Source organism: Frankia sp. BMG5.23, from assembly GCF_000685765.2.
Classification (GTDB): domain Bacteria; phylum Actinomycetota; class Actinomycetes; order Frankiales; family Frankiaceae; genus Frankia; species Frankia casuarinae.
Genome location: NZ_JDWE01000030.1, coordinates 31,375 through 51,166, shown reverse-complemented (window position 1 = coordinate 51,166; position 19,792 = coordinate 31,375). Strand labels below are relative to the sequence as shown.

The window sequence follows — 19,792 nt, the reverse complement described above, 5'->3', positions numbered from 1 at the left end:
CGAGGGAAGCCGCGAGCATGAGGCCCGCAAGCATGAGGAGGGCCCGGTAGTGCCGGAGATCGTTCCCGCCGGCACTACCCCGGCCCGCCGTCGGCCCCCTGAGTGCCGTCGTCGGCCCATGGAACCGCCGGCGACCGTCGCGGCCACCGCGCCGCCGTCGGGCCCCACCCGCGCCGCCGTGCTCGGGGCACCGGTGGACCATTCGCTCTCCCCGCTGCTGCATGCCGCCGCCTACGCCAAGCTCGGTCTCGCGGTGACGTACACCGCCGTGCACTGCGACGAGACCGGGCTCGCCGCGATGCTCACCCGGGTCCGCACGGATCCGGGCTGGGTCGGGCTGTCCCTGACCATGCCGCTCAAGACCGTCGCGCTCGACCTGCTCGACGAGGTGGACGCGACGGCGGCGGTCATCGGCGCCGTCAACACGGTCGTCGTCGGGCCCGCCGGCCGGTTGCGTGGCTACAACACCGACGTGGACGGCATCGGCATGGCGCTGCGCCGGGTGATGCGCGGCGCGGTCCCAGGCCAGCCGCTCGTACTCGGTGCCGGTGGCACGGCCCGCGCCGCGGTCGCGGCGGTCGCCGCGGCGGGCTGCACCCGCCTCGGCGTCGTCGCCCGCCGGCCCGCCGCCGTGGCGGAGGTGGCGGAGATCGGGTCGCGGCTGGGCGTCGAGGTCACCGCGCTGCCCTGGGAGCTGCTGGCCGCGGGCCTGCCTGCCGGTCCGGATCTGGTCATCTCCACCACGCCCGCCGGCGCGACCGACGGGCTCGCCACCGGACCGTGGCCGCCAGCCTGCCAGCTCGTAGAACTGCTCTATCATCCCTGGCCCACGGCGCTGGCCGCCGCGGCCTACCGGGCCGGTGCCCGGGTCGCAGGTGGCCTGGAGATCCTCGCCGCCCAGGCCGTGGGGCAGGTCGAGCACTTCACCGGGCAGGTGGTTCCCACCAGCGTTCTGCTGGCCGCGGGTCAGGCCGCGCTGGACGAGCGGACGCGGGGGAACAGGCCCCCGGCGGTGGAGGTCGGCGTGCCGGGCGGCCACGGTCTCGCGGGGAGCGGTCCCCGCGGCCGCGGTGGACCTGCCGGCGGATAGCGGTGCCGGGAGTGGTGCCGGGCGGCGCGCTCAGCACGTTGATCGCCCTTCCTGCGCTCGCCGCCCTGCCGTTCGGTCGCCGGATCGTGGCCGGCGTGCCGGCGCTGCCCGGGCAGGCCCCGCACCGGGAGGCGCCCGGGGCGGCGGCGCTCGGTGCCGTGACGGTGCTGGTCGCCGCGGCCGTGACCGTCGCCCTGCACGATCATCCGAGCTGGTTGCCGGCCTATGTGTATCTGGCGGTCGTCGGGGTCTGGCTGGCCGTGATCGATCTTCGGGTGCACCGCCTGCCCGACCATCTGGTACTGCCGTCCTATCCGGTGCTCGCCGGGCTGTTCGGCCTCGCCGCGCTGCTCACCGGCGAGCCCGGCCGTCTGCTGCGCGCCGGGATGGCCGCGGCTGCCGTCTGGGTGATCTTCCTGGGGGTGCATTGCCTGCCGAGGGCGGGGCTCGGGCGCGGGGACGTCAAGGTGTCCGGCCTGCTGGGCGGTGCGCTGGGCTGGCTCGGCTGGCCGAGTGTGGTGTTCGGGCTGTTCGCCGGCATCGTCCTCGGGGGGCTCTGGGCGAGCGCGCTGCTCGTGGCGGGCCGGGTCGGCCGGCATGACCGCATCGCCTACGGTCCCTTTCTGCTCGCCGGGACGCTGCTCGCCGTCCTCGGTCGCGCCGGCTGATCTCGTTTGTCCTACTTGATACTGATAGTTCCGTTTGATTCCGGTTGTCCTGCCTGAGCGCGGTCGTGACAGGGGCGGTGAGCGTGAAAGACTGGGGTCATGGTGCGTTGGCTGACGGCGGGGGAGTCCCATGGTCCCGCCCTGGTGGCGACGGTCGAGGGGCTGCCCGCCGGGATCCGGATGACCAGTTCCGACATCTCCGCCGAGCTGGCCCGCCGCCGGCTCGGGCACGGTCGCGGCGCGCGGATGAGCTTCGAGCGTGACGAGGTCGAGCTGCTCGGTGGAGTCCGCCACGGCGTCACCCTCGGCGGCCCGGTCAGCGTGGTCGTCCGCAACACCGAGTGGCCCAAGTGGGAGCGGGTCATGTCGCCCGACCCGGTCGATCCGGCGGCGCTGGCGGGCCTGGGCCGCGCAGCCCCGCTGACCCGGCCCCGGCCCGGCCACGCCGATCTCGCCGGCATGCAGAAGTACGGGTTCGACGACGCCCGGCCCGTGCTGGAGCGCGCCAGCGCCCGGGAGACCGCCGCGCGGGTCGCGCTCGGCACCGCGGCCAAGGCACTGCTGCGGCAGGCCTACGGCATCGAGGTGATCTCGCATGTCGTCGCGATCGGCGCGGTCGAGGTGCCCCCGGGGGTGCCCGCCCCGACGTCGCTGGCGGCGGTGGACGCGGACCCGGTCCGCTGTGCCGACCAAGCGACCAGCGTGCGGATGGTCGCCGAGATCGACGTGGCCCACGCCGACGCGGACACCCTCGGCGGCATCGTCGAGGTGCTGGCGTACGGCTGCCCGCCCGGGCTCGGCAGCTACGTGCACGGCGACCGGCGCATCGACGCCCGGATCGCGGGCGAGCTGATGGGCATTCAGGCGATCAAGGGCGTCGAGTTCGGGGACGGTTTCACCACCGCGCGGCGGCGGGGTTCCGGGGCGCACGACGAGATCGAGCCGGCCGGTGCCGGCAGCCGGCGGGTGCGGCGGGCGACTGACCGGGCCGGCGGGGTCGAGGGCGGCATGACCACGGGCGAGCCGTTGCGCGTGCGGGTGGCGATGAAGCCGATCTCCTCGCTGACCAGGCCGTTGTCCACGGTGGACGTGTCCACCGGCGAGGCGGCGGTCGCGATCAACCAGCGGTCCGACGTGTGCGCGGTGCCCGCGGCCGGGGTGGTGACGGAGGCGATGGTCGCCCTCGTGCTCGCCGACGCGGCGCTGGAGAAGTTCGGGGGGGACTCGGTGGAGGAGACCCGGCGTAATTACGAGGGGTACCTGAAGTCCCTGGTCATCCGCTGATCGGCGGCGGGAATCGGCAGGCGGCGAAGACAGAGGATCATCGTGGGGGAGCCGGCGACGGACGCGTGGACGGGGCCGATGGCCTGGACGGGGCCGATGGTGGTGCTGGTCGGAGCGCCCGGAGCGGGGAAGACGACGGTGGGCACCCAGCTGGCGCGGCGGTGGGGGGTGGGTTTCCGCGACACCGACGCCGACATCGAGGCGGCGCTCGGCACCACCGTTGCGGACATCTTTCTCGATCATGGTGAGGAGTACTTCCGGCTGGCCGAGCGCCGGGCAGTGGCGGCCGCGCTCGCGGATCACCGGGGGGTCCTGGCCCTTGGCGGGGGAGCGGTGCTCGACGCCGAGACCCGGACCCTGCTGGCCGGGCACCGGGTCGTCTATCTTGAGGTGGGAGTTTCCGACGCGGTGCGGCGGGTGGGCCTCGCCCGGGACCGTCCACTGCTGGTCGAGGGGCCCCGCACGCGGCTCGCCGCCCTGCTCAGGGCGCGCCGGCCGCTCTACGCCGAGGTGGCGACGGTGGTCATCGACACCGCGGGGCACGAGCCGGACGAGGTGACCGACCTGCTGGCGGCGGCCCTGGGCCCGCTGCTCGCGGCGGGCAGCGAACCGGACGAGGCGGCGGACGCCGCGGGGGGCAAACGGTGAGTATGCAGGTGAAGGCCTCCGACATCGTGCGGATCCCGGTACGGCCGGGCGGCGGGCGTCCCTACGACGTCGTGCTCGGGGTGGGCCTGCTCGGCGAGCTCGCCGAGACCGTCGTCGGGCGGACCCGCGCCGCGGTGATCCATCCCGGGGCGTTGCGGGCCACCGCGGACGCCGTCGTCGCCGACCTGCGGGAGAACGCGGGCGTGGAGGCGCACGCCATCGAGGTGCCCGACGGCGAGGAGGCCAAGCAGCTGCGGATCGCCGGCTTCTGCTGGGACGTGCTCGGCCGGATCGGCTTCACCCGGGACGACATGGTGATCGGCCTCGGCGGCGGCACCGTGACAGACCTGGCCGGGTTCGTCGCCGCGAGCTGGCTGCGCGGGGTGGACGTCGTCCAGGTGCCGACCACCGTGCTCGGCATGGTCGACGCGGCGGTCGGCGGGAAGACCGGCATCGACATCGACGCGGGCAAGAACCTGGTCGGGGCCTTCCACCAGCCGCTCGGCGTGCTGTGCGATCTGGCGGCGCTGGAGTCTCTGCCGGCCGTCGAGGTACGCGCCGGGCTCGCCGAGGTCGTCAAGACCGGTTTCATCGCCGACGCGGCGATCCTCGATCTGCTCGACGCCGATCCGACCGGCGCCGCGCATCTGCCCGAGCTGATCGAGCGGTCCATCCGGGTCAAGGCCGAGGTGGTCTCCGGCGATCCGCGGGAGGACGGCCGGCGGGAGATCCTCAACTATGGTCACACCCTCGGTCATGCCATCGAGAAGGTCGAGCACTTCAGCTGGCGGCACGGCGCGGCGATCTCGGTGGGCATGGTGTTCGCGGCGGAGCTGTCCCGGCTCGTCGTCGGCCTCGACGACGCCACCGCCGACCGGCACCGTGAGCTGCTGACCCGCATCGGCCTGCCGGTGACCTACCGGGACGACCGGTGGGCGGCGCTGCTCGACGCGATGCGGGTCGACAAGAAGGCGCGGGGACGGCGGATGCGTTTCGTCGGCCTCGAGGCGCAGGGCCGCACCGTCATCCTGGACAATCCGGACGCTGGCCTGCTGATCGCGGCGTTCACCACTGTCGCCGAGGGTCGGTAGACTCGTCGCGGCGGTTTGTAGGATCGCCGCCACGTCCGCGCCCGGTGTCCGCGCCCGGTGCGTTCGCCCGGTGGCGGGGTCCGGAAGCGGCCTGAGGATGGAAGCGGCCTGGGGATGGCCTGGGGAGCCTGGGGATGGCCTGGGGAGAGAGCACCGCGGTCCTCGCACGAGGGTCCGGGGAACGACCACACCCGCCGTCGGCGTACGGCGATGGAAACGGAGAACGCGCGCAGTGGCGACCACCAACGACCTGAAGAACGGCATGACGCTCGACATCGACGGGGTGTTGTGGAACGTCGTCGGCTTCCAGCACGTCAAGCCGGGTAAGGGTGGGGCGTTCGTCCGCACGACCCTGAAGAACGTGCTCACCGGGAAGGTCGTCGACCGCACCTTCAACGCCGGGGTCAAGGTTGACGTCGCGACCGTCGACCGCCGCGAGATGACCTACCTCTACCGGGACGGTGCCGATTTCGTCTTCATGGACAGCGAGTCCTACGATCAGATCCCGATCCCGCCGGATGTCGTCGGTGGGACGGCCGACTACATGCTGGAAAACACCGTGGCCACCGTCGCGCTACATGACGGCGCCCCGCTCTATGTCGAACTGCCGGCCAGCGTCGAGCTGACCATTTCGCAGACCGACCCGGGGGTGCAGGGCGATCGCTCGACCGGCGGGACGAAGCCGGCCACCCTGGAGACGGGCGCCACCATCAACGTGCCGCTGTTCATCACCAGCGGGGAAAAGGTCAAGGTCGACACGCGTGACGGCCGGTACCTGGGCCGGGTGACGAGCTGAGCGCCAGGTCCAAGGCCCGTAAACGGGCGCTGGACATCCTCTACGAAGCGGACGTGCGCGCGAGCGCCGTGCCGGAGATCCTCGCCGCCCGGCTGGCCCAGTCCGATCCACCGGTGTCGGAATACGCCGTCGAGCTGGTCGAGGGGGTCGTCGAGCGCCGCGGGGAGATCGACGAGCGGATCGCCCGGTACGCCGAGGGTTGGACGTTGGAGCGGATGCCGCCGGTCGACCGCAACATTCTGCGGATTGCCGTGCTGGAACTGCTCTGGCGTCCCGACGTCCCGGATCGGGTCGCCATCGACGAAGCCGTGGAACTGGCGAAGAACCTCTCCACCCACCGGTCGCCGGCGTTTGTCAACGGGCTGCTCGCGAGTCTGGTCGAGGGAAAGGGCCTGGCCACCCCGGCCGAGTCGACCGGACGGGGATCGGCGGTGGATTCAATTCCCGGCCAGCCGTCGTAGCGGCGGTCCACCGGGGTTGCCCGGTTGCCGGGAGGGAACCGGGATCGGCGTTCCCGGTACGTCGCCCAGGCGACGTACCGGGTCCTTCCCCGGATACGTGTGCCGCGGGTGGCGCGGATGCGAGCCGGCGGATTGTGGTACCGGTATCGCGGTACCGGTACCGCGATACCGGAGCGAGGCTAGACGTCGGTCGCCGCGGCGTCCGCGCCCTGCTCCGGAGACAGCACGCCCCAAGAGACGAGCTGCTCGGTGAGCTTGCTCGGCGAGGTGTCGTAGATCACCGCGAGCGAGCGCAGGTCCTCGTACCGGATCGAGAGCACCCGGCCGTTGTAGTCGCCGCGCTGGCTCTGAATGGTCGCCGCGTACCGGGCGAGCGGACCACCCTGCTCCTTGGGAACCTGGGAGAGACGCTCGAGGTCGAGAACGATCCGAGGAGACTGCTCCAGCGGAGCGACGGTGGAACCCTCGGGAAGAAGCTCCCCCACCGGAACGCCGTAGAACTCCGCGAGCTCGGAGAGGCGCTGCACGGTGACGGCGCGGTCCCCACGTTCGTAGGAACCCACGACGACGGCTTTCCACCGACCGTGCGACTTCTCCTCGACGCCATGAAGCGAGAGCCCCTGCTGGGTGCGTATCGCGCGCAGCCGAGCACCGAGCGCCTTCGCATAGTCGGACATCGGAGTGCCCACTCCTGTCGTGGTCGATCAGTTGGAACCGGGGCTCGTGCCGCCGGCGGTTACCGATAGTAGTGCCCGCCGGGTTGACGCTCGACACCCGGGGGGTCGTGTCGCCTCTTTCTTTGTACCACTTTCTGTAGCCCTCTGGTTGCGCCCTACGCCTGAGCGGTGGGAACTTCCGGATGCCGCCACCGCTGTGGCGACGGCATCGAACCCAGTGACAAGTAGTGACAACATGATGCTGCGTGGTTGGCGCGGCAATAACGTCCCGCGCTGTCCGGACCGGTGGGCGACCCGTCGTCGCGCCGGGCGCCAGGGGCGTCGGCGTCCGGCGGCGAGATCCTCACACGTCCTGAGGGCCCTGGTAACGTCGCTGGGACCACTCCTTTAAGGACCGTCCCGTGAGGCGGGGAAGGAGGGATGCCGCGTGGCCCCGGCTGCCGCGAGCGACCCCGCATCGCGCCGTCCCGGCACCGCCCGGGCAGTACTGTCCGCAGACGACATCACCCGGATCGTCAGCCGGATGGCGCATCAGATTCTCGAGAAGACCTCCGGTGGCGCCGGGGTCGTCCTGCTCGGAGTACCCACCCGAGGGGTACCCCTTGCGCACCGGCTGGCACAGCGGGTGCAGGCCGTCGAGGGGGTGCGTCTCCCGGTTGGCTCCCTTGACCCGACCATGTACCGCGACGATCTGCGACTGCGCGGCGTGCGTCCCCTCGAGGTGACCGACATTCCCGAGGGTGGTGTCGACGGCCGCGTGGTGATCCTCGTCGACGACGTCCTCTACTCCGGGCGCACGGTGCGGGCGGCGCTGGACGCCTTGGCCGCCTACGGCCGGCCGCGTGCCGTCCAGCTCGCGGTCCTGGTCGACCGGGGCCATCGCGAGCTGCCGATCCGCGCCGACTACGTCGGGAAGAACATGCCGACCTCGCGCCGGGAGTCGGTGGCAGTCCGGCTGCGGGAGATCGACGGCGCCGACGGCGTGCTGATCCTCTCGGCCGCCGGGGGGGACGGCGCCGACGACGCGCCCCCCGGGAACCAGCCATGATCGGGGGAAGTGCCGTGTGGGGAGCACAAGCCGGGTTCGGGGGACGGGCGTGAACCGCCATCTCCTGTCGACTGAGGATCTCGACCGGGACGACGCGCTGCTGGTGCTGGACACCGCCGAACGGATGGCGCGGGTCGCCGAGGCGTCGGTGCGCAAACTGCCGACCCTGCGGGGCCGCACCGTCGTCAACCTGTTCTTCGAGGACTCCACCCGCACCCGTACGTCCTTCGAGGTAGCCGCCAAGAGACTGTCGGCCGATGTGATCAATTTTTCGGCGCGCGGGTCAAGCGTGTCGAAGGGCGAAAGTCTGAAGGACACGGCGCAGACCCTTGAGGCGATGGGTGCCGACGCCGTGGTCTGCCGGCATGCCGCGAGTGGCGCGCCGCACCGACTGGCCTCCTGGGTACGCGGCAGCGTGGTGAACGCGGGAGACGGCACTCACGAGCACCCGACCCAGGCCCTGCTCGACGCCTTCACCATGCGCCGCCGGCTCGGCCGGATCGACGGCCTCGCCGTCACCATCGTCGGCGACGTGCTGCATTCCCGGGTGGCGCGATCGAACGTGTGGCTGCTCGCCACGCTGGGCGCGACGGTGACCGTCGTGGCCCCGCCGACGTTGGTGCCCCTCGGAATCTCCTCGTGGCCGGTCGAGGTGTCGTACAACCTCGACGCCGTGCTGCCCAAGAGCGACGTGGTGATGATGCTGCGGGTCCAGCGGGAGCGGATGTCCGCGGCCTTCTTCCCGACCGAACGGGAGTACAGCCGGCGCTACGGGCTGGATGCCGACCGGGCGGAGATGTTGCCCGACCACGCCCTGGTGATGCATCCCGGCCCGATGGTACGCGGGATGGAGATCGCCTCTCGGGTCGCCGACTCCGCCCGGTCGACAGTCGTGGAACAGGTTGCGAACGGGGTGAGCGTGCGGATGGCCGTGCTGTACCTGCTGCTGGGTGGTTCCGGGGAGGTCTCATGACGACGCCCGCGGCGGAAACGTCGGAGGAAACGCCGGTGGGGAGGTCGGCGGGGACCTCCTGGGTCCTGCGGCGGGTCCGCCCGCTCGGCGGGGACCCCGTCGACGTCGTCCTCGCGGACGGGGTGGTGGCCGCCTGGCGACCGGCCGGCTCCACGCACGCCGGGGCCGGGGGACTGCCCGCCGGCACCACCGTGCTGGACACGGACGGGCTGATCCTGCTCCCCGGCCTGGTCGACCTGCACACCCACCTGCGGGAACCCGGCCGGGAGGACGCCGAGACGGTCGCCTCCGGCACCCGCGCCGCGGCCCTCGGTGGCTACACCACCGTGTTCGCGATGGCGAACACCAATCCGGTCGCCGACACCGCGGGGGTCGTCGAGCAGGTGTGGCGGCTCGGCCTGGACGCGGGTCACTGCGATGTCCGGCCGGTCGGCGCGGTCACCGTCGGACTTGCCGGCGAGCGGCTCGCCGAACTCGGCGCCATGGCCTCCTCCGCGGCGGGCGTGCGGGTCTTCTCCGACGACGGGCACTGCGTGTCGGACGCGCTGCTCATGCGCCGGGCGCTGGAGTACGTCAAGGCGTTCGATGGGGTGATCGCCCAGCATGCGCAGGAACCGCGGCTGACCGAGAACGCCCAGATGAACGAGGGCACGGTGGCTGCCAGGCTGGGGCTGCCGGGGTGGCCCGCGGTCGCCGAGGAGGCGATCATCGCCCGGGACGCGCTGCTGGCCGGGCACGTCGGCTCCCGACTGCACGTCTGTCACGTCTCCACCGCCGGATCGGTAGAGATCATCCGGTGGGCCAAGGCGAAGGGCTGGAACGTCACCGCCGAGGTGACCCCGCACCACCTGCTGCTCACCGACGACCTGGTCTGCTCGTTCGACCCGGTCTACAAGGTCAACCCGCCGCTGCGCACCGCCGAGGACGTCGCCGCGCTGCGCGCCGGGCTCGCCGACGGCACGATCGACTGCGTCGCCACCGACCACGCTCCGCACGCGCTGGAGGACAAGGAGACGGAGTGGGCCGCCGCGCGTCCCGGCATGCTCGGTCTCGAGACGGCGCTGTCGGTGGTCATCGAGACGATGGTCATCCCGGGCCGGCTGGACTGGGCCGGGGTCGCCGAGCGGATGGCACTGGCCCCGGCAAGGATCGGTGGCCTGCCGCGAACCGCGGCCGAGGTGTGGAGTTCCATAGCAGTGGGCGCGCCCGCGACCGTCACCCTGCTTGACCCGGCGCCGTGGCGGATGGTCGAGCCGGACGCGCTCGCCAGCCGCAGCCGCAACACGCCCTATGCGGGCCGGTCGCTGCCGGGAACGATCCGCGCCACGTTCCTGCGGGGACGGCCCACCGTGCTCGACGGGAAGATCGTATGACTGTTTCGCGCGCCGCCCTGTCGGCCGCCGGGCCCGCCGTCGCCCTGGACCGGGCGCCGGATCGCCTGGGGCTGCACCTGCTTCTCCTGCTTGGCCTGTTGCTGGTGTTCGTCGCGGCGGTCGGTTCGATGCGACGGGCGTGGCGCAACCGGGCCGAGCGTCAGGAGGAGGACCTTCCCGAGCTGCCCGTCCCGCCGGCGGAACCAGGCACGGTGTTCGCCGCTCCGCTGCGCGGGATGTACCTCGGCACCGTCGACGCCGGGCACTGGCTGGAATGGATCGCCGCCCGCGGGCTGGGCGGGCGGGCCGGCGGCTACGTCAGCGTGTACGAGACCGGGGTGCGGGTGGACCGCCCCGGCGAGGCGTTCTGGATCCCGCGCGAGGCCGTCCGCGGTGCCCGCCTGGAGCGGGCGCACGCCGGCAAGGTCTCCGCCCCCGGGCGTCTGATCGTCATCGCGTGGTCGTTCGGCGGGCACGAGTTGGAGACCGGTTTCCGCGGTGAGGACCGTGCCCGCCAGCCCAAGGTGGTGCGCGCCGTCCACGACCTGATCGGCCCCCCGCCCGCGCATCTGGCACCGGGCGACGTCACCTCGCCGCACGCGGTACCGCGGATCCGCCCGCGGATCCGGCCCCGGGCCGTCGCGCCCGGCCCCGGGCCGGTGGGCCGGTCCGGGCAGCGGCCGGGTTCCGGACAACCGACCGAGGAGATGCCGGCGATCCGGACCGGCCCTCGGCTGCGTTCCCGGGGGGAGCGGGCCCAGGCCCGCGGCGAGCGGGCGGTGCCCGCCGACCGGCGGCTCTACGCGGAGCGGTGGCGCTCGGACCAGCGACTCCCCGATCGGCGACACCAGGATGAGGGTCACCCCGACCCGCGCCGCTCCGACCCGCGCCACCCCGAGCGGCGTCATCCCGATCAGTGGCCGGCGGATCCGGAATCGGACCCCGGGTGGGTGGACCCGGAACAGCTTGATCAGTCTGACCCCGGCTGGTCGTCGGTCGACCCGTTGACCTCACCGCTCGGTGAGGTCAACAGGCTGAAGGAGGATCGGTGAGCACTCCCACCACGACGCCGACGCGAGCGGTCCTGATGCTGGAGGACGGTCGCAGCTTCGTCGGCGAGGCGTACGGGGCGATCGGCGAGACCTTCGGCGAGGCCGTGTTCTCCACCGGGATGACCGGCTACCAGGAGACGCTGAGCGATCCGTCGTTCCACGGCCAAGTCGTCATCATGACCGCCCCGCACATCGGCAACACCGGCGTCAACGACGAGGACTACGAGTCCGAGCGGATCCAGGTCGCCGGGTTCGTCGTGCGTGACCCCGCCCGGCGGGCCTCCAACTGGCGCGCCCGGGGCACGCTCGACGACGAGCTGGCCGCGGCCGGTGTGGTGGGGATCAGCGGGATCGACACCCGGGCGCTGACCCGTCACCTGCGTGAGCTCGGCTCGATGCGGTGCGGGATCAGCAGCGTGCTCGACGCCGACGCCGACGCCGACGCCGACGGTGGCCCGGTCGGCCCGGGCCCGGGTTCCGGCGCGGACGGCGAGCGGGCGGCGGCGCTCGACGCCCTGCTCGACCGGGTCCGCGCCTCCCCGGAGATGCTCGGCGCGGATCTCGCGCCCCGGGTCTCCACCCCTACCCCCTATGTGGTGGAGGCGGTGGCGGGCGCCGCGCTGTTCAAGGTCGCCGCGCTCGATCTCGGCATCAAGCGCGCGACGCCGGCCGCCATGGCCGCGCTGGGCTGCGAGGTGCATGTGCTGCCGGCCCGCACCACCGGCGAACAGCTGCTGGCGCTGGAACCGGACGGGGTGTTCCTGTCGAACGGTCCCGGCGATCCGGCGGCGGCGGACTATGCGGTTGACGCGCTGCGGACGGTGCTGCGGGCCGGTGTCCCGGTGTTCGGGATCTGTTTCGGGCACCAGCTGCTGGCCCGCGCTCTTGGCTTCGAGACGTACAAGCTCACCTACGGCCACCGCGGCGTGAACCAGCCGGTCGGGGATATGGCGACCGGGCGGATCGCGGTCACCAGCCAGAACCACGGCTTCGCCGTGCGGGCGCCGCTCACCGGGGTGACCGACACCCCGTTCGGCCGGGTGGTGGTCAGCCACCGCGGCCTCAACGACAACGTCGTCGAGGGATTGGAGTGTCTGGACGTGCCGGCCTTCAGCGTGCAGTTCCATCCGGAGGCCGCGCCGGGGCCGCATGATGCCTCCCCGTTGTTCGAGCGGTTCCGCGCTTTGATGGCGGACACCCGGGAGGGTGGCCGGGAGCGGAGTGAGCGATCTGTGCGGGAGGCCGGTCATGCCGAAGCATGAGGATCTGAGCAGCGTCCTGGTCCTCGGCTCCGGGCCGATCGTGATCGGCCAGGCGTGCGAGTTCGACTACTCGGGTACCCAGGCCTGCCGGGTGCTGCGCGCGGAGGGCCTGCGGGTCATCCTGGTCAACAGCAACCCGGCGACAATCATGACCGATCCGGAGATCGCGGACGCGACCTACGTCGAGCCGATCACCTCGGACATCGTCGCGAAGATCATCGAACGGGAGCGGCCCGACGCGATCCTGGCCACCATGGGTGGCCAGACCGCGCTGAACACCGCCGTCGCCCTGCACGACGCCGGTGTCCTGGACCGCTTCGAGGTCCGTCTGATCGGCGCGAATATCGACGCGATCCGCGCCGGGGAGGACCGTCAGGCGTTCAAGGACATCGTCGCCGCGGTCGGCGGCGAGACCGCGCGCAGCGCCATCTGCCACACCGTCGCCGAGTGCCTGACCGCCGGGGAGGAGTTCTCCTACCCGGTGGTCGTGCGACCCAGCTTCACCCTCGGCGGCGCCGGCAGCGGCTTCGCCCATGATTCCGGCGAGTTGCGCCGGATGGCGGCGGACGGACTGGCCGCGAGCCCGTCGACCGAGGTGCTGGTGGAGGAGTCGGTCCTCGGCTGGAAGGAGTACGAGCTCGAGCTGATGCGCGACCGCGCGGACAACGTGGTCGTGGTCTGCTCGATCGAGAACGTCGACCCGATGGGGGTGCACACCGGCGACTCGATCACGGTGGCGCCGGCGATGACCCTGACCGACCGCGAGTACCAGCGCATGCGGGACATGGCGATCGCGGTGATGCGGGCCGTCGGCGTCGACGCCGGCGGCTGCAACATCCAGTTCGCCGTCGACCCTGCGACGGGCCGGCAGGTGGTCATCGAGATGAACCCCCGGGTGTCGCGGTCCTCGGCGCTGGCGTCGAAGGCGACCGGCTTCCCGATCGCGAAGATCTCGGCGAAGCTCGCGCTCGGATACACCCTTGACGAGATCCCCAACGACATCACCCGCACCACGCCCGCGGCCTTCGAGCCGGCGCTGGACTACGTCGTGGTGAAGGTGCCGCGGTTCGCGTTCGAGAAGTTCCCCGGTGCCGACCCGACGCTCACGACGACGATGAAGTCCGTCGGCGAGGCGATGGGGGTTGGCCGCAGCTTCGCCGAGGCGCTGCAGAAGGCGCTGCGCTCGATGGAGGCCCCGGGCTCGGTGTTCTCCTTCGTCCCGCCCGAGGCGGACGCCGCCGACCTGCTGGAAGCCGCGCGGGTTCCCCACGACGGCCGGTTGCGTACCGTCCAGCAGGCGCTGCTTGCCGGCGCGGATCCCGACGAGGTCACCCGGGTCACCGGGATCGACCCGTGGTTCGTCGACCAGCTCGTCTTCCTCAACGAGACCGCGGCGATGATCAGCCGCAATCCGGCGGGCATCCGGCGGGCCAAGCGAGCCGGGTTCTCCGACGTCCAGCTCGCCGAGATCCTCGGCACCTCCGAGGACGTGGTCCGGGCGTTCCGCCACCGCACCGGCATCCGGCCGGTGTTCAAGACCGTCGACACCTGCGCGGCGGAGTTCGCCTCCGAGACCCCGTACCACTACTCCGCCTACGACGCCGAGACCGAGGTCGCGCCGAGCAAACGGCCGCGGGTGATCGTGCTCGGCAGCGGGCCCAACCGCATCGGCCAGGGCATCGAGTTCGACTACGCCTGTTGTCATGCGGTGATGGCGCTTTCCGACGCCGGCTATGAGACCGTCATGGTCAACTGCAACCCGGAGACGGTGTCCACCGATTACGACACCGCCGACCGGCTCTACGTCGAGCCGTTGACGGTCGAGGACGTGCTTGAGGTCGTCCACGCCGAGCAGCAGGCCGGGCCGCTCGCCGGGGTAATCGTCCAGCTCGGCGGGCAGACCCCCCTCGGCATCGCCGCGGCGCTCGCCGAGGCGGGCGTGCCCGTCGTGGGCACCCCGCCCAAGGCGATCCATCTGGCCGAGGACCGTGGGCTGTTCGGGCGTGTGCTGGCCCGGGCGGGCCTGCCCTCGCCGCCGCACGGGGTGGCGACCTCCTTCGCCGAGGCGCGCACGGTGGCCGAGCGGATCGGGTACCCGGTGCTGGTGCGGCCGTCCTACGTGCTCGGCGGGCGTGGCATGGAGATCGTCTACGACGACACGATGCTGCGCGACTACATCGATCGGGCCACCGCCATCTCCCCGGAACATCCGGTGCTCGTCGACCGGTTCCTCGACGACGCGGTGGAGATCGACGTTGACGCCCTCTACGACGGGGAGACGCTCTACCTCGCCGGGGTGATGGAGCACATCGAGGAGGCCGGGGTCCACTCGGGCGACTCGGCCTGCGCCCTGCCGCCGATCACGCTGGGCCGTTCGGAGCTCGACCGTATCCGGACGTCCACCGAGGCGATCGCGAAGGGCGTCGGGGTGCGGGGTCTGCTCAACGTCCAGTACGCCCTGCAGTCCGATGTGCTCTACGTCCTGGAGGCCAATCCCCGGGCGTCGCGGACCGTGCCGTTCGTCTCCAAGGCCACCACGGTGCCGCTGGCCAAGGCCGCCGCCCGGGTGATGCTCGGCGCGACCATCGACGAGCTGCGGGCCGAGGGCCTGCTGCCGCGCTCCGGCGACGGTGGCACCCTGCCGCTGGACTCGCACATCTCGGTCAAGGAGGCCGTGCTGCCCTTCGGGCGCTTCCGTGACGCCGGTGGCCGCGGCGTCGACACCGTCCTCGGGCCGGAGATGAAGTCGACCGGTGAGGTGATGGGCATCGACGACGGCTTCGGCACGGCGTACGCCAAGTCCCAGGCCGCCGCGTACGCCTCGCTGCCCACCTACGGCCGGGTGTTCGTCTCCGTGGCCAACCGGGACAAACGGGCGATGGTTTTTCCGATCAAGCGGCTCGCGGATCTCGGTTTCGTCGTCTACGCCACCGAGGGGACCGCGGACGTGTTGCGGCGCAACGGGGTCAAGGCGGTCGTCCTCGGCAAGCACTGGGCCCCCACCGAGGGGCTACTCGACTGTGTCGAGATGATCACATCCGGGCAGATCGACCTCGTCATCAACACCCCGTGGGGCGTCGGCCCGCGCCTGGACGGCTATGAGATCCGCACAGCCTGCGTGAGTGCCGGGGTTCCGTGCATCACCACGATCCAGGGTGCGGCGGCCTGCGTGCAGGGCGTGGAAGCGCTGGTACGGGGGGAGCTGGGGGTCCGATCGTTGCAGGAATACCACGCGGCGCTGCGGCAGGCGTGGGGCGGGGGACAACCGGGCGGCTCGCCGCCCGAATCCTCCGGCTCTGCGGCGTCTGAGTCCGCGGCGTCTGAGTCCGCGGCGTCTGAGTCCGCGGCGCCTGAGTCCGCCGTGTTCGGACCGGCGGCCAGGAGGAGCGGATGAGCGCCGGCCGGAGGAGCTCCGGCGGGAGGAGCGCGGCCGCGCCCCGCTTCACCCCGCCGCGGGGCCGGGCGCCGCTGGCGGTCGCGCTGGATGCCCCGGACGCCGCGACCGCGCTGCGCTGGGCCGCCGCGGTCGCCCCCACCGTGGCCGTGCTGAAGATCGGTCTGGAGCTGTTCTACCGGGAGGGCCCGGCAATCGTGACGGCGCTGCGCGCGGCCGGCGTGCTCGCCGGGGCCGGCGGCGCGGCGGTCGCCGCGGGCGGCACCGGGAGTGCCCCGGAGTTGTTCCTCGATCTCAAACTGCACGACATTCCCGCCACGGTCGCCGGGGGAATGCGCTCAATCACCCCGTTGGGCCCTCGTTTCGTGACCGTGCATGCGGCTGGGGGGGCGGCGATGATACGTGCGGCGATCGAGGCGGCCCCGGATGTCGAGGTAGCCGTCGTGACCGTACTCACCTCGCTGGATGTGGCGGCGCTCAGCGCGATCGGGCTCGCCGGACCCCCTTCCGACGCCGTCCGCAGGCTCGCCGTGCTTGCGGTCGAAGCCGGTGCGCGCACCCTGGTGTGCAGTCCGCGGGAGGTTCGAATGGTCCGTATGGAGCTTGGTAGCAATGTGACTCTCATCACTCCAGGCGTGCGACCGGCGGGGTCGGAAACCGGCGATCAGGCCCGAACCGCGACGCCGGAAGCTGCCCTTGTGGGGGGTTCTGACCTGGTCGTGGTGGGTCGCCCGATCACCGGTGCGCCCGACCCCGGGGTCGCCGCGAGGGCCATCGCCGCAGGTCTCAGCGCTGCCGGCAGGGCTGCTGACCTGCTGTGACGCCGATGGGACCAGGGTGTGTTCGTCCTGGTGCGGTACGAAGCGGTACGGTGGGGCCGCCGTAGACCGAAAGGGTGCGGCACGAGTGGGCCACCCCTTTCGTCCGTCAAAGCCTTCTCTTGTGCTGACAATATGTTCGCATCAGAGTGTTATGGCCAAGGCTGGACTGAGGAGTCCCTTCCTCGCTAGTTTGCGCGGCGCGATCACCGAATTGAGGAGGCGTACCCGTGCCCCTGCCGCCCCTAACGCCCGAGCAGAGGGCCGCCGCCCTCGAGAAAGCAGCGTTGGCTCGTAAGCAGCGTGCGGAACTCAAGGAGCGGTTGAAGAAGGCGGAGACCACGCTGGCCGCCGTCCTGGAACAGGCCGAGGCTGATGAGGTCGTCGGCAAGATGAAGGTTTCGGCTGTTCTTGAGTCGCTTCCCGGAGTGGGGCGCGTACGCGCCCAGAAGATCCGGGAACGGCTCGGGATCAGTCCGACCCGCCGACTGCGAGGACTCGGCGCCAAGCAGCGTGCCGCACTCCTCGAGGAGTTCGGCATGGCCTGATCCGGTGGAGTGGGAAAACCACTCCGCCAGCCCGGATCATGGTTACGGCGGGTAGCGGCGTTGACGGGAGGGTGGCGTCACTCACATTCTTCCGGCGATGTTGCCCTTCCTTCCGGTCGGATCGGGGGGCGGCATTTCTTTAACCTCCCCCGATCCGGCCGTCCCCGGGAAACCAGTCCCGTCCTCGTGTCCTCTGGGGACTGATGACCGGGTGCGCGCCGACTGACTGAGAGGTCCTATCGTGGTGCCCATGGGTCTTACAGTGCTGTCCGGGCCGTCCGGAGTCGGGAAGGACACCGTCGTCGCGGCAGTCCGGGAACGTCACCCCGAGGTCTGGGTCTCGGTCAGCGCCACCACGCGGCCACCGCGTCCGGGTGAGACTGACGGTGTCGAGTACCACTTCGTCGACGCCGAGGAGTTCGCCCGGATGGTCAAGGCCGGGGAGTTCGTCGAGCACGCGATGTTTGCCGGACACGCCTACGGCACCCCCCGCCGTCCGCTTCTCGAAAGGCTCGCCGCGGGTGTGCCCTGCCTGCTGGAGATCGAGCTGCTGGGCGCCCGGCAGGTGCGCTCGGCGATGCCACAGGCCCGTTTCGTCTTCCTCGCCCCGCCCACCTTCGACGAGCTCGTCCGTCGGCTGACCGGTCGGGGGACCGAGTCACCCGAGGTCATCGCCCGCAGGCTGGACCGGGCGCGCATCGAACTCGCGGCCGAGACGGAGTTCGACGACGTGATCGTGAACGACGACGTGCGGTCCGCGGCAGCCCGCTTGGTAGCATTGATGATCGGCTCGTAGGTCCGGCCCACCGGTCGCCCGCGCAGCCGGCATCTCCGTACAGCCCACATGCCGTACAGCCCACATGCCGTACAGCCTCCTCCGCGCAGCCCGCCCTGCCCCCGCGTAGCCTGCGCTCCGCACTGTCCGGACGGCGCAGCCGCCTTGGACGTCCCATTCCGGAAGGACATCGTGGCCGGTACCGCCGCCCATCCCGAAGGCATCACCAACCCCCCCATCGACGAGCTCCTCGAGGCGACCGACTCGAAGTACAGCCTGGTCATCTACGCGGCGAAGCGAGCTCGTCAGATCAACGCCTACTACTCGCAGCTCGGCGAGGGTCTGCTGGAGTACGTCGGCCCGCTGGTCGAGACGACCAACGCGCAGGAGAAGCCGCTGTCGATCGCGTTGCGTGAGATCAACGCCGGCCTGCTCACCCACGAGACCGTCGCCGACAGCCTCCCGCCGGTCTCCTGATGTAGGACGATGACCGAGATGCCCGATGCGGAGCGCTCCGGCACCGGGTTGTCCGACCCTCGGCGTCCCCGGGTCGTGCTCGGTGTGGCGGGCGGCATCGCCGCCTACAAGGCGGTGGAGGTGCTCCGCCGGTTCACCGAGTCCGGCCACGAGGTCCGGGTGGTGCCCACGCCGTCGGCGCTGCGGTTCGTCGGCGCGACGACTTGGGCTGCGCTGTCGGGAAACCCGGTCACCACGGACGTGTGGGACGATGCGGACGAGGTCGCCCATGTCCGGATCGGCCGCGAGGCCGACCTCGTCCTCGTCGCGCCAGCCACCGCGGACCTGATGGCCCGCGCGGCCGCCGGGCGCGCCGACGACCTGCTCACCGGCACCCTGCTGACGGCGACCTGCCCGGTCGTCTACGCGCCGGCGATGCACACCGAGATGTGGCAGCACCCGGCCACCCGGGCGAACGTGGCGACCCTGCGGGCGCGGGGAGCGGTGGTGGTTGAGCCGGCGGTGGGCCGGCTGACCGGCGCCGACTCGGGTCCGGGTCGCCTGCCAGAGCCAGCGGAGATCGCCGCGCTCGGCATGGCGGTGCTGGCCCGGGGTGCGGCCGGGGTGCGGCCCGATCTTGCCGGCCGGCATGTCCTGGTCACGGCCGGCGGCACCCGGGAGTACCTCGACCCCGTCCGGTTCCTCGGCAACGCCTCGAGCGGCCGTCAGGGGTACGCCGTGGCCAGGGCTGCCGTGGTGCGGGGAGCCTCCGTCACGGTGGTGGCGGCGAACGTCGCGCTGCCCGAGGTCGCCGGCGCCCGCACGATCCCGGTCACCTCCGCGGCGCAGCTGCGCGATCGGGTCCACGAGGTCGCGCCCTCGGCGGACGTGGTCGTCATGGCGGCCGCGGTCGCTGACTTCCGCCCCGGGGCGCCGCAGGCCTACAAGATCAAGAAGGAGTCCGCGGCCCCGGGCTCCATCCCGCTCGTGGCGAATCCCGACGTGTTGGCCGAGCTGCTGGCGAACCGCCGGCCCCGTCAGGTCCTCGTCGGTTTCGCGGCCGAGACCGGCGGTCCCGGCGGTGGGGTACTCGACCACGCCCGGGCCAAACTGGCGCGCAAGCCGGTCGACCTGCTCGTGGTCAACGAGGTCGGCGCCGGCCTCGGATTCGAGGTGGAACACAACGCCGCCGTGGTACTGGACCCCCGCGGTGGCGAGACGGCGATCGAGCACACGAGCAAGGACCTCCTCGCGCATCGGATCCTCGACCTCGTGGTCGGCCTCACGGCCGATCGGACCGATGGAACGCCCGCGGAGGCGCTACGTGTACCCCTCGCGGCACCTCGGTAAGCTTCGTCGGAATCAGCCGGATCACCCA

Annotated in this window: 19 protein-coding genes; 18 read left to right on the top strand and 1 reads right to left on the bottom strand. The window is 71.8% G+C overall.

The window, feature by feature from the left end; genetic code table 11:
- Positions 1-118: 118 nt before the first annotated feature.
- The 7 genes from BMG523DRAFT_RS14400 (at position 119) to nusB (ending at position 6,038) form a co-directional block, all read left to right on the top strand.
- Entirely contained in the window at positions 119-1,090 is a 972-nt protein-coding gene (locus tag BMG523DRAFT_RS14400) for a shikimate dehydrogenase (RefSeq protein WP_108913579.1), read from the top strand.
- A gap of 2 nt (positions 1,091-1,092) precedes the next feature.
- A complete protein-coding gene (locus BMG523DRAFT_RS14395; protein ID WP_023841493.1) occupies positions 1,093-1,758 on the top strand; it encodes an A24 family peptidase in 666 nt (221 codons plus the stop codon).
- A gap of 99 nt (positions 1,759-1,857) precedes the next feature.
- Positions 1,858-3,042, top strand: a complete 1,185-nt coding sequence (gene aroC / locus BMG523DRAFT_RS14390) for a chorismate synthase (RefSeq protein ID WP_011437594.1) — start codon at positions 1,858-1,860, stop codon at positions 3,040-3,042.
- Between the two features lie 78 nt (positions 3,043-3,120).
- Positions 3,121-3,690: a shikimate kinase gene (locus tag BMG523DRAFT_RS14385; RefSeq protein ID WP_051623885.1), complete on the top strand. Its 570-nt coding sequence runs from the start codon at positions 3,121-3,123 to the stop codon at positions 3,688-3,690.
- A gap of 2 nt (positions 3,691-3,692) precedes the next feature.
- The gene (aroB, locus tag BMG523DRAFT_RS14380) at positions 3,693-4,781 is read left to right on the top strand and encodes a 3-dehydroquinate synthase (RefSeq protein ID WP_011437592.1); all 1,089 of its coding nucleotides are present in this window, start codon (positions 3,693-3,695) and stop codon (positions 4,779-4,781) included.
- A gap of 232 nt (positions 4,782-5,013) precedes the next feature.
- Positions 5,014-5,577: an elongation factor P gene (efp, locus tag BMG523DRAFT_RS14375; protein ID WP_011437591.1), complete on the top strand. Its 564-nt coding sequence runs from the start codon at positions 5,014-5,016 to the stop codon at positions 5,575-5,577.
- Complete coding sequence (nusB, locus tag BMG523DRAFT_RS14370; protein ID WP_082456765.1) at positions 5,574-6,038, top strand: transcription antitermination factor NusB; 465 nt, start codon at positions 5,574-5,576, stop codon at positions 6,036-6,038. Before efp ends, nusB begins: the two co-directional genes overlap by 4 nt.
- A gap of 179 nt (positions 6,039-6,217) precedes the next feature.
- On the opposite strand, the gene BMG523DRAFT_RS14365 is transcribed toward nusB, so the two are convergent.
- Complete coding sequence (locus BMG523DRAFT_RS14365; protein WP_011437589.1) at positions 6,218-6,715, bottom strand: transcriptional regulator; 498 nt, start codon at positions 6,713-6,715, stop codon at positions 6,218-6,220.
- A 427-nt stretch (positions 6,716-7,142) separates the two neighbouring features.
- On the opposite strand from BMG523DRAFT_RS14365, the gene pyrR reads away from it, so the two are divergent.
- The 11 genes from pyrR (at position 7,143) to coaBC (ending at position 19,764) form a co-directional block, all read left to right on the top strand.
- The gene (pyrR, locus tag BMG523DRAFT_RS14360; RefSeq protein WP_011437588.1) at positions 7,143-7,763 is read left to right on the top strand and encodes a bifunctional pyr operon transcriptional regulator/uracil phosphoribosyltransferase PyrR; all 621 of its coding nucleotides are present in this window, start codon (positions 7,143-7,145) and stop codon (positions 7,761-7,763) included.
- Positions 7,764-7,812: 49 nt separating this feature from the next.
- On the top strand, positions 7,813-8,736 hold the full coding sequence (locus tag BMG523DRAFT_RS14355) for an aspartate carbamoyltransferase catalytic subunit (protein WP_023841496.1): 924 nt from the start codon (positions 7,813-7,815) through the stop codon (positions 8,734-8,736).
- Positions 8,737-8,771: 35 nt separating this feature from the next.
- Positions 8,772-10,109 (top strand): dihydroorotase, encoded by a 1,338-nt coding sequence (locus BMG523DRAFT_RS14350; protein ID WP_035941764.1) that lies wholly within the window; start codon positions 8,772-8,774, stop codon positions 10,107-10,109.
- Positions 10,106-11,161, top strand: a complete 1,056-nt coding sequence (locus tag BMG523DRAFT_RS24600; protein ID WP_011437585.1) for a hypothetical protein — start codon at positions 10,106-10,108, stop codon at positions 11,159-11,161. The genes BMG523DRAFT_RS14350 and BMG523DRAFT_RS24600 overlap by 4 nt, the downstream gene beginning before the upstream one ends.
- Before the next feature lie 35 nt (positions 11,162-11,196).
- A complete protein-coding gene (gene carA, locus BMG523DRAFT_RS14340; RefSeq protein ID WP_082456767.1) occupies positions 11,197-12,423 on the top strand; it encodes a glutamine-hydrolyzing carbamoyl-phosphate synthase small subunit in 1,227 nt (408 codons plus the stop codon).
- Positions 12,410-15,817, top strand: a complete 3,408-nt coding sequence (carB, locus tag BMG523DRAFT_RS14335) for a carbamoyl-phosphate synthase large subunit (protein ID WP_023841497.1) — start codon at positions 12,410-12,412, stop codon at positions 15,815-15,817. Before carA ends, carB begins: the two co-directional genes overlap by 14 nt.
- Complete coding sequence (pyrF, locus tag BMG523DRAFT_RS14330; protein WP_011437582.1) at positions 15,814-16,638, top strand: orotidine-5'-phosphate decarboxylase; 825 nt, start codon at positions 15,814-15,816, stop codon at positions 16,636-16,638. The genes carB and pyrF overlap by 4 nt, the downstream gene beginning before the upstream one ends.
- A 227-nt stretch (positions 16,639-16,865) precedes the next feature.
- Entirely contained in the window at positions 16,866-17,183 is a 318-nt protein-coding gene (gene mihF / locus BMG523DRAFT_RS14325) for an integration host factor, actinobacterial type (protein WP_011437581.1), read from the top strand.
- A 250-nt stretch (positions 17,184-17,433) separates the two neighbouring features.
- A complete protein-coding gene (gmk, locus tag BMG523DRAFT_RS14320) occupies positions 17,434-17,979 on the top strand; it encodes a guanylate kinase (RefSeq protein WP_035733409.1) in 546 nt (181 codons plus the stop codon).
- 171 nt (positions 17,980-18,150) lie between these two features.
- Positions 18,151-18,435 (top strand): DNA-directed RNA polymerase subunit omega, encoded by a 285-nt coding sequence (rpoZ, locus tag BMG523DRAFT_RS14315; RefSeq protein ID WP_023841498.1) that lies wholly within the window; start codon positions 18,151-18,153, stop codon positions 18,433-18,435.
- A gap of 18 nt (positions 18,436-18,453) precedes the next feature.
- Complete coding sequence (coaBC, locus tag BMG523DRAFT_RS14310; protein ID WP_011437578.1) at positions 18,454-19,764, top strand: bifunctional phosphopantothenoylcysteine decarboxylase/phosphopantothenate--cysteine ligase CoaBC; 1,311 nt, start codon at positions 18,454-18,456, stop codon at positions 19,762-19,764.
- The last annotated feature ends 28 nt before the right edge of the window (positions 19,765-19,792 follow it).

Bases quoted from the DNA above. Each gene is read 5' to 3' on its own strand.
- aroC (WP_011437594.1), top strand. From the start codon at position 1,858: ATGGTGCGTTGGCTGACGGCGGGGGAGTCCCATGGTCCCGCCCTGGTG.
- BMG523DRAFT_RS14365 (WP_011437589.1), bottom strand. From the start codon at position 6,715: ATGTCCGACTATGCGAAGGCGCTCGGTGCTCGGCTGCGCGCGATACGC.
- carB (WP_023841497.1), top strand. From the start codon at position 12,410: ATGCCGAAGCATGAGGATCTGAGCAGCGTCCTGGTCCTCGGCTCCGGG.
- BMG523DRAFT_RS14400 (WP_108913579.1), top strand. From the start codon at position 119: ATGGAACCGCCGGCGACCGTCGCGGCCACCGCGCCGCCGTCGGGCCCC.
- BMG523DRAFT_RS14385 (WP_051623885.1), top strand. From the start codon at position 3,121: ATGGCCTGGACGGGGCCGATGGTGGTGCTGGTCGGAGCGCCCGGAGCG.
- BMG523DRAFT_RS24600 (WP_011437585.1), top strand. From the start codon at position 10,106: ATGACTGTTTCGCGCGCCGCCCTGTCGGCCGCCGGGCCCGCCGTCGCC.
- pyrF (WP_011437582.1), top strand. From the start codon at position 15,814: ATGAGCGCCGGCCGGAGGAGCTCCGGCGGGAGGAGCGCGGCCGCGCCC.
- gmk (WP_035733409.1), top strand. From the start codon at position 17,434: ATGGGTCTTACAGTGCTGTCCGGGCCGTCCGGAGTCGGGAAGGACACC.
- carA (WP_082456767.1), top strand. From the start codon at position 11,197: ATGCTGGAGGACGGTCGCAGCTTCGTCGGCGAGGCGTACGGGGCGATC.
- aroB (WP_011437592.1), top strand. From the start codon at position 3,693: ATGCAGGTGAAGGCCTCCGACATCGTGCGGATCCCGGTACGGCCGGGC.
- coaBC (WP_011437578.1), top strand. From the start codon at position 18,454: ATGCCCGATGCGGAGCGCTCCGGCACCGGGTTGTCCGACCCTCGGCGT.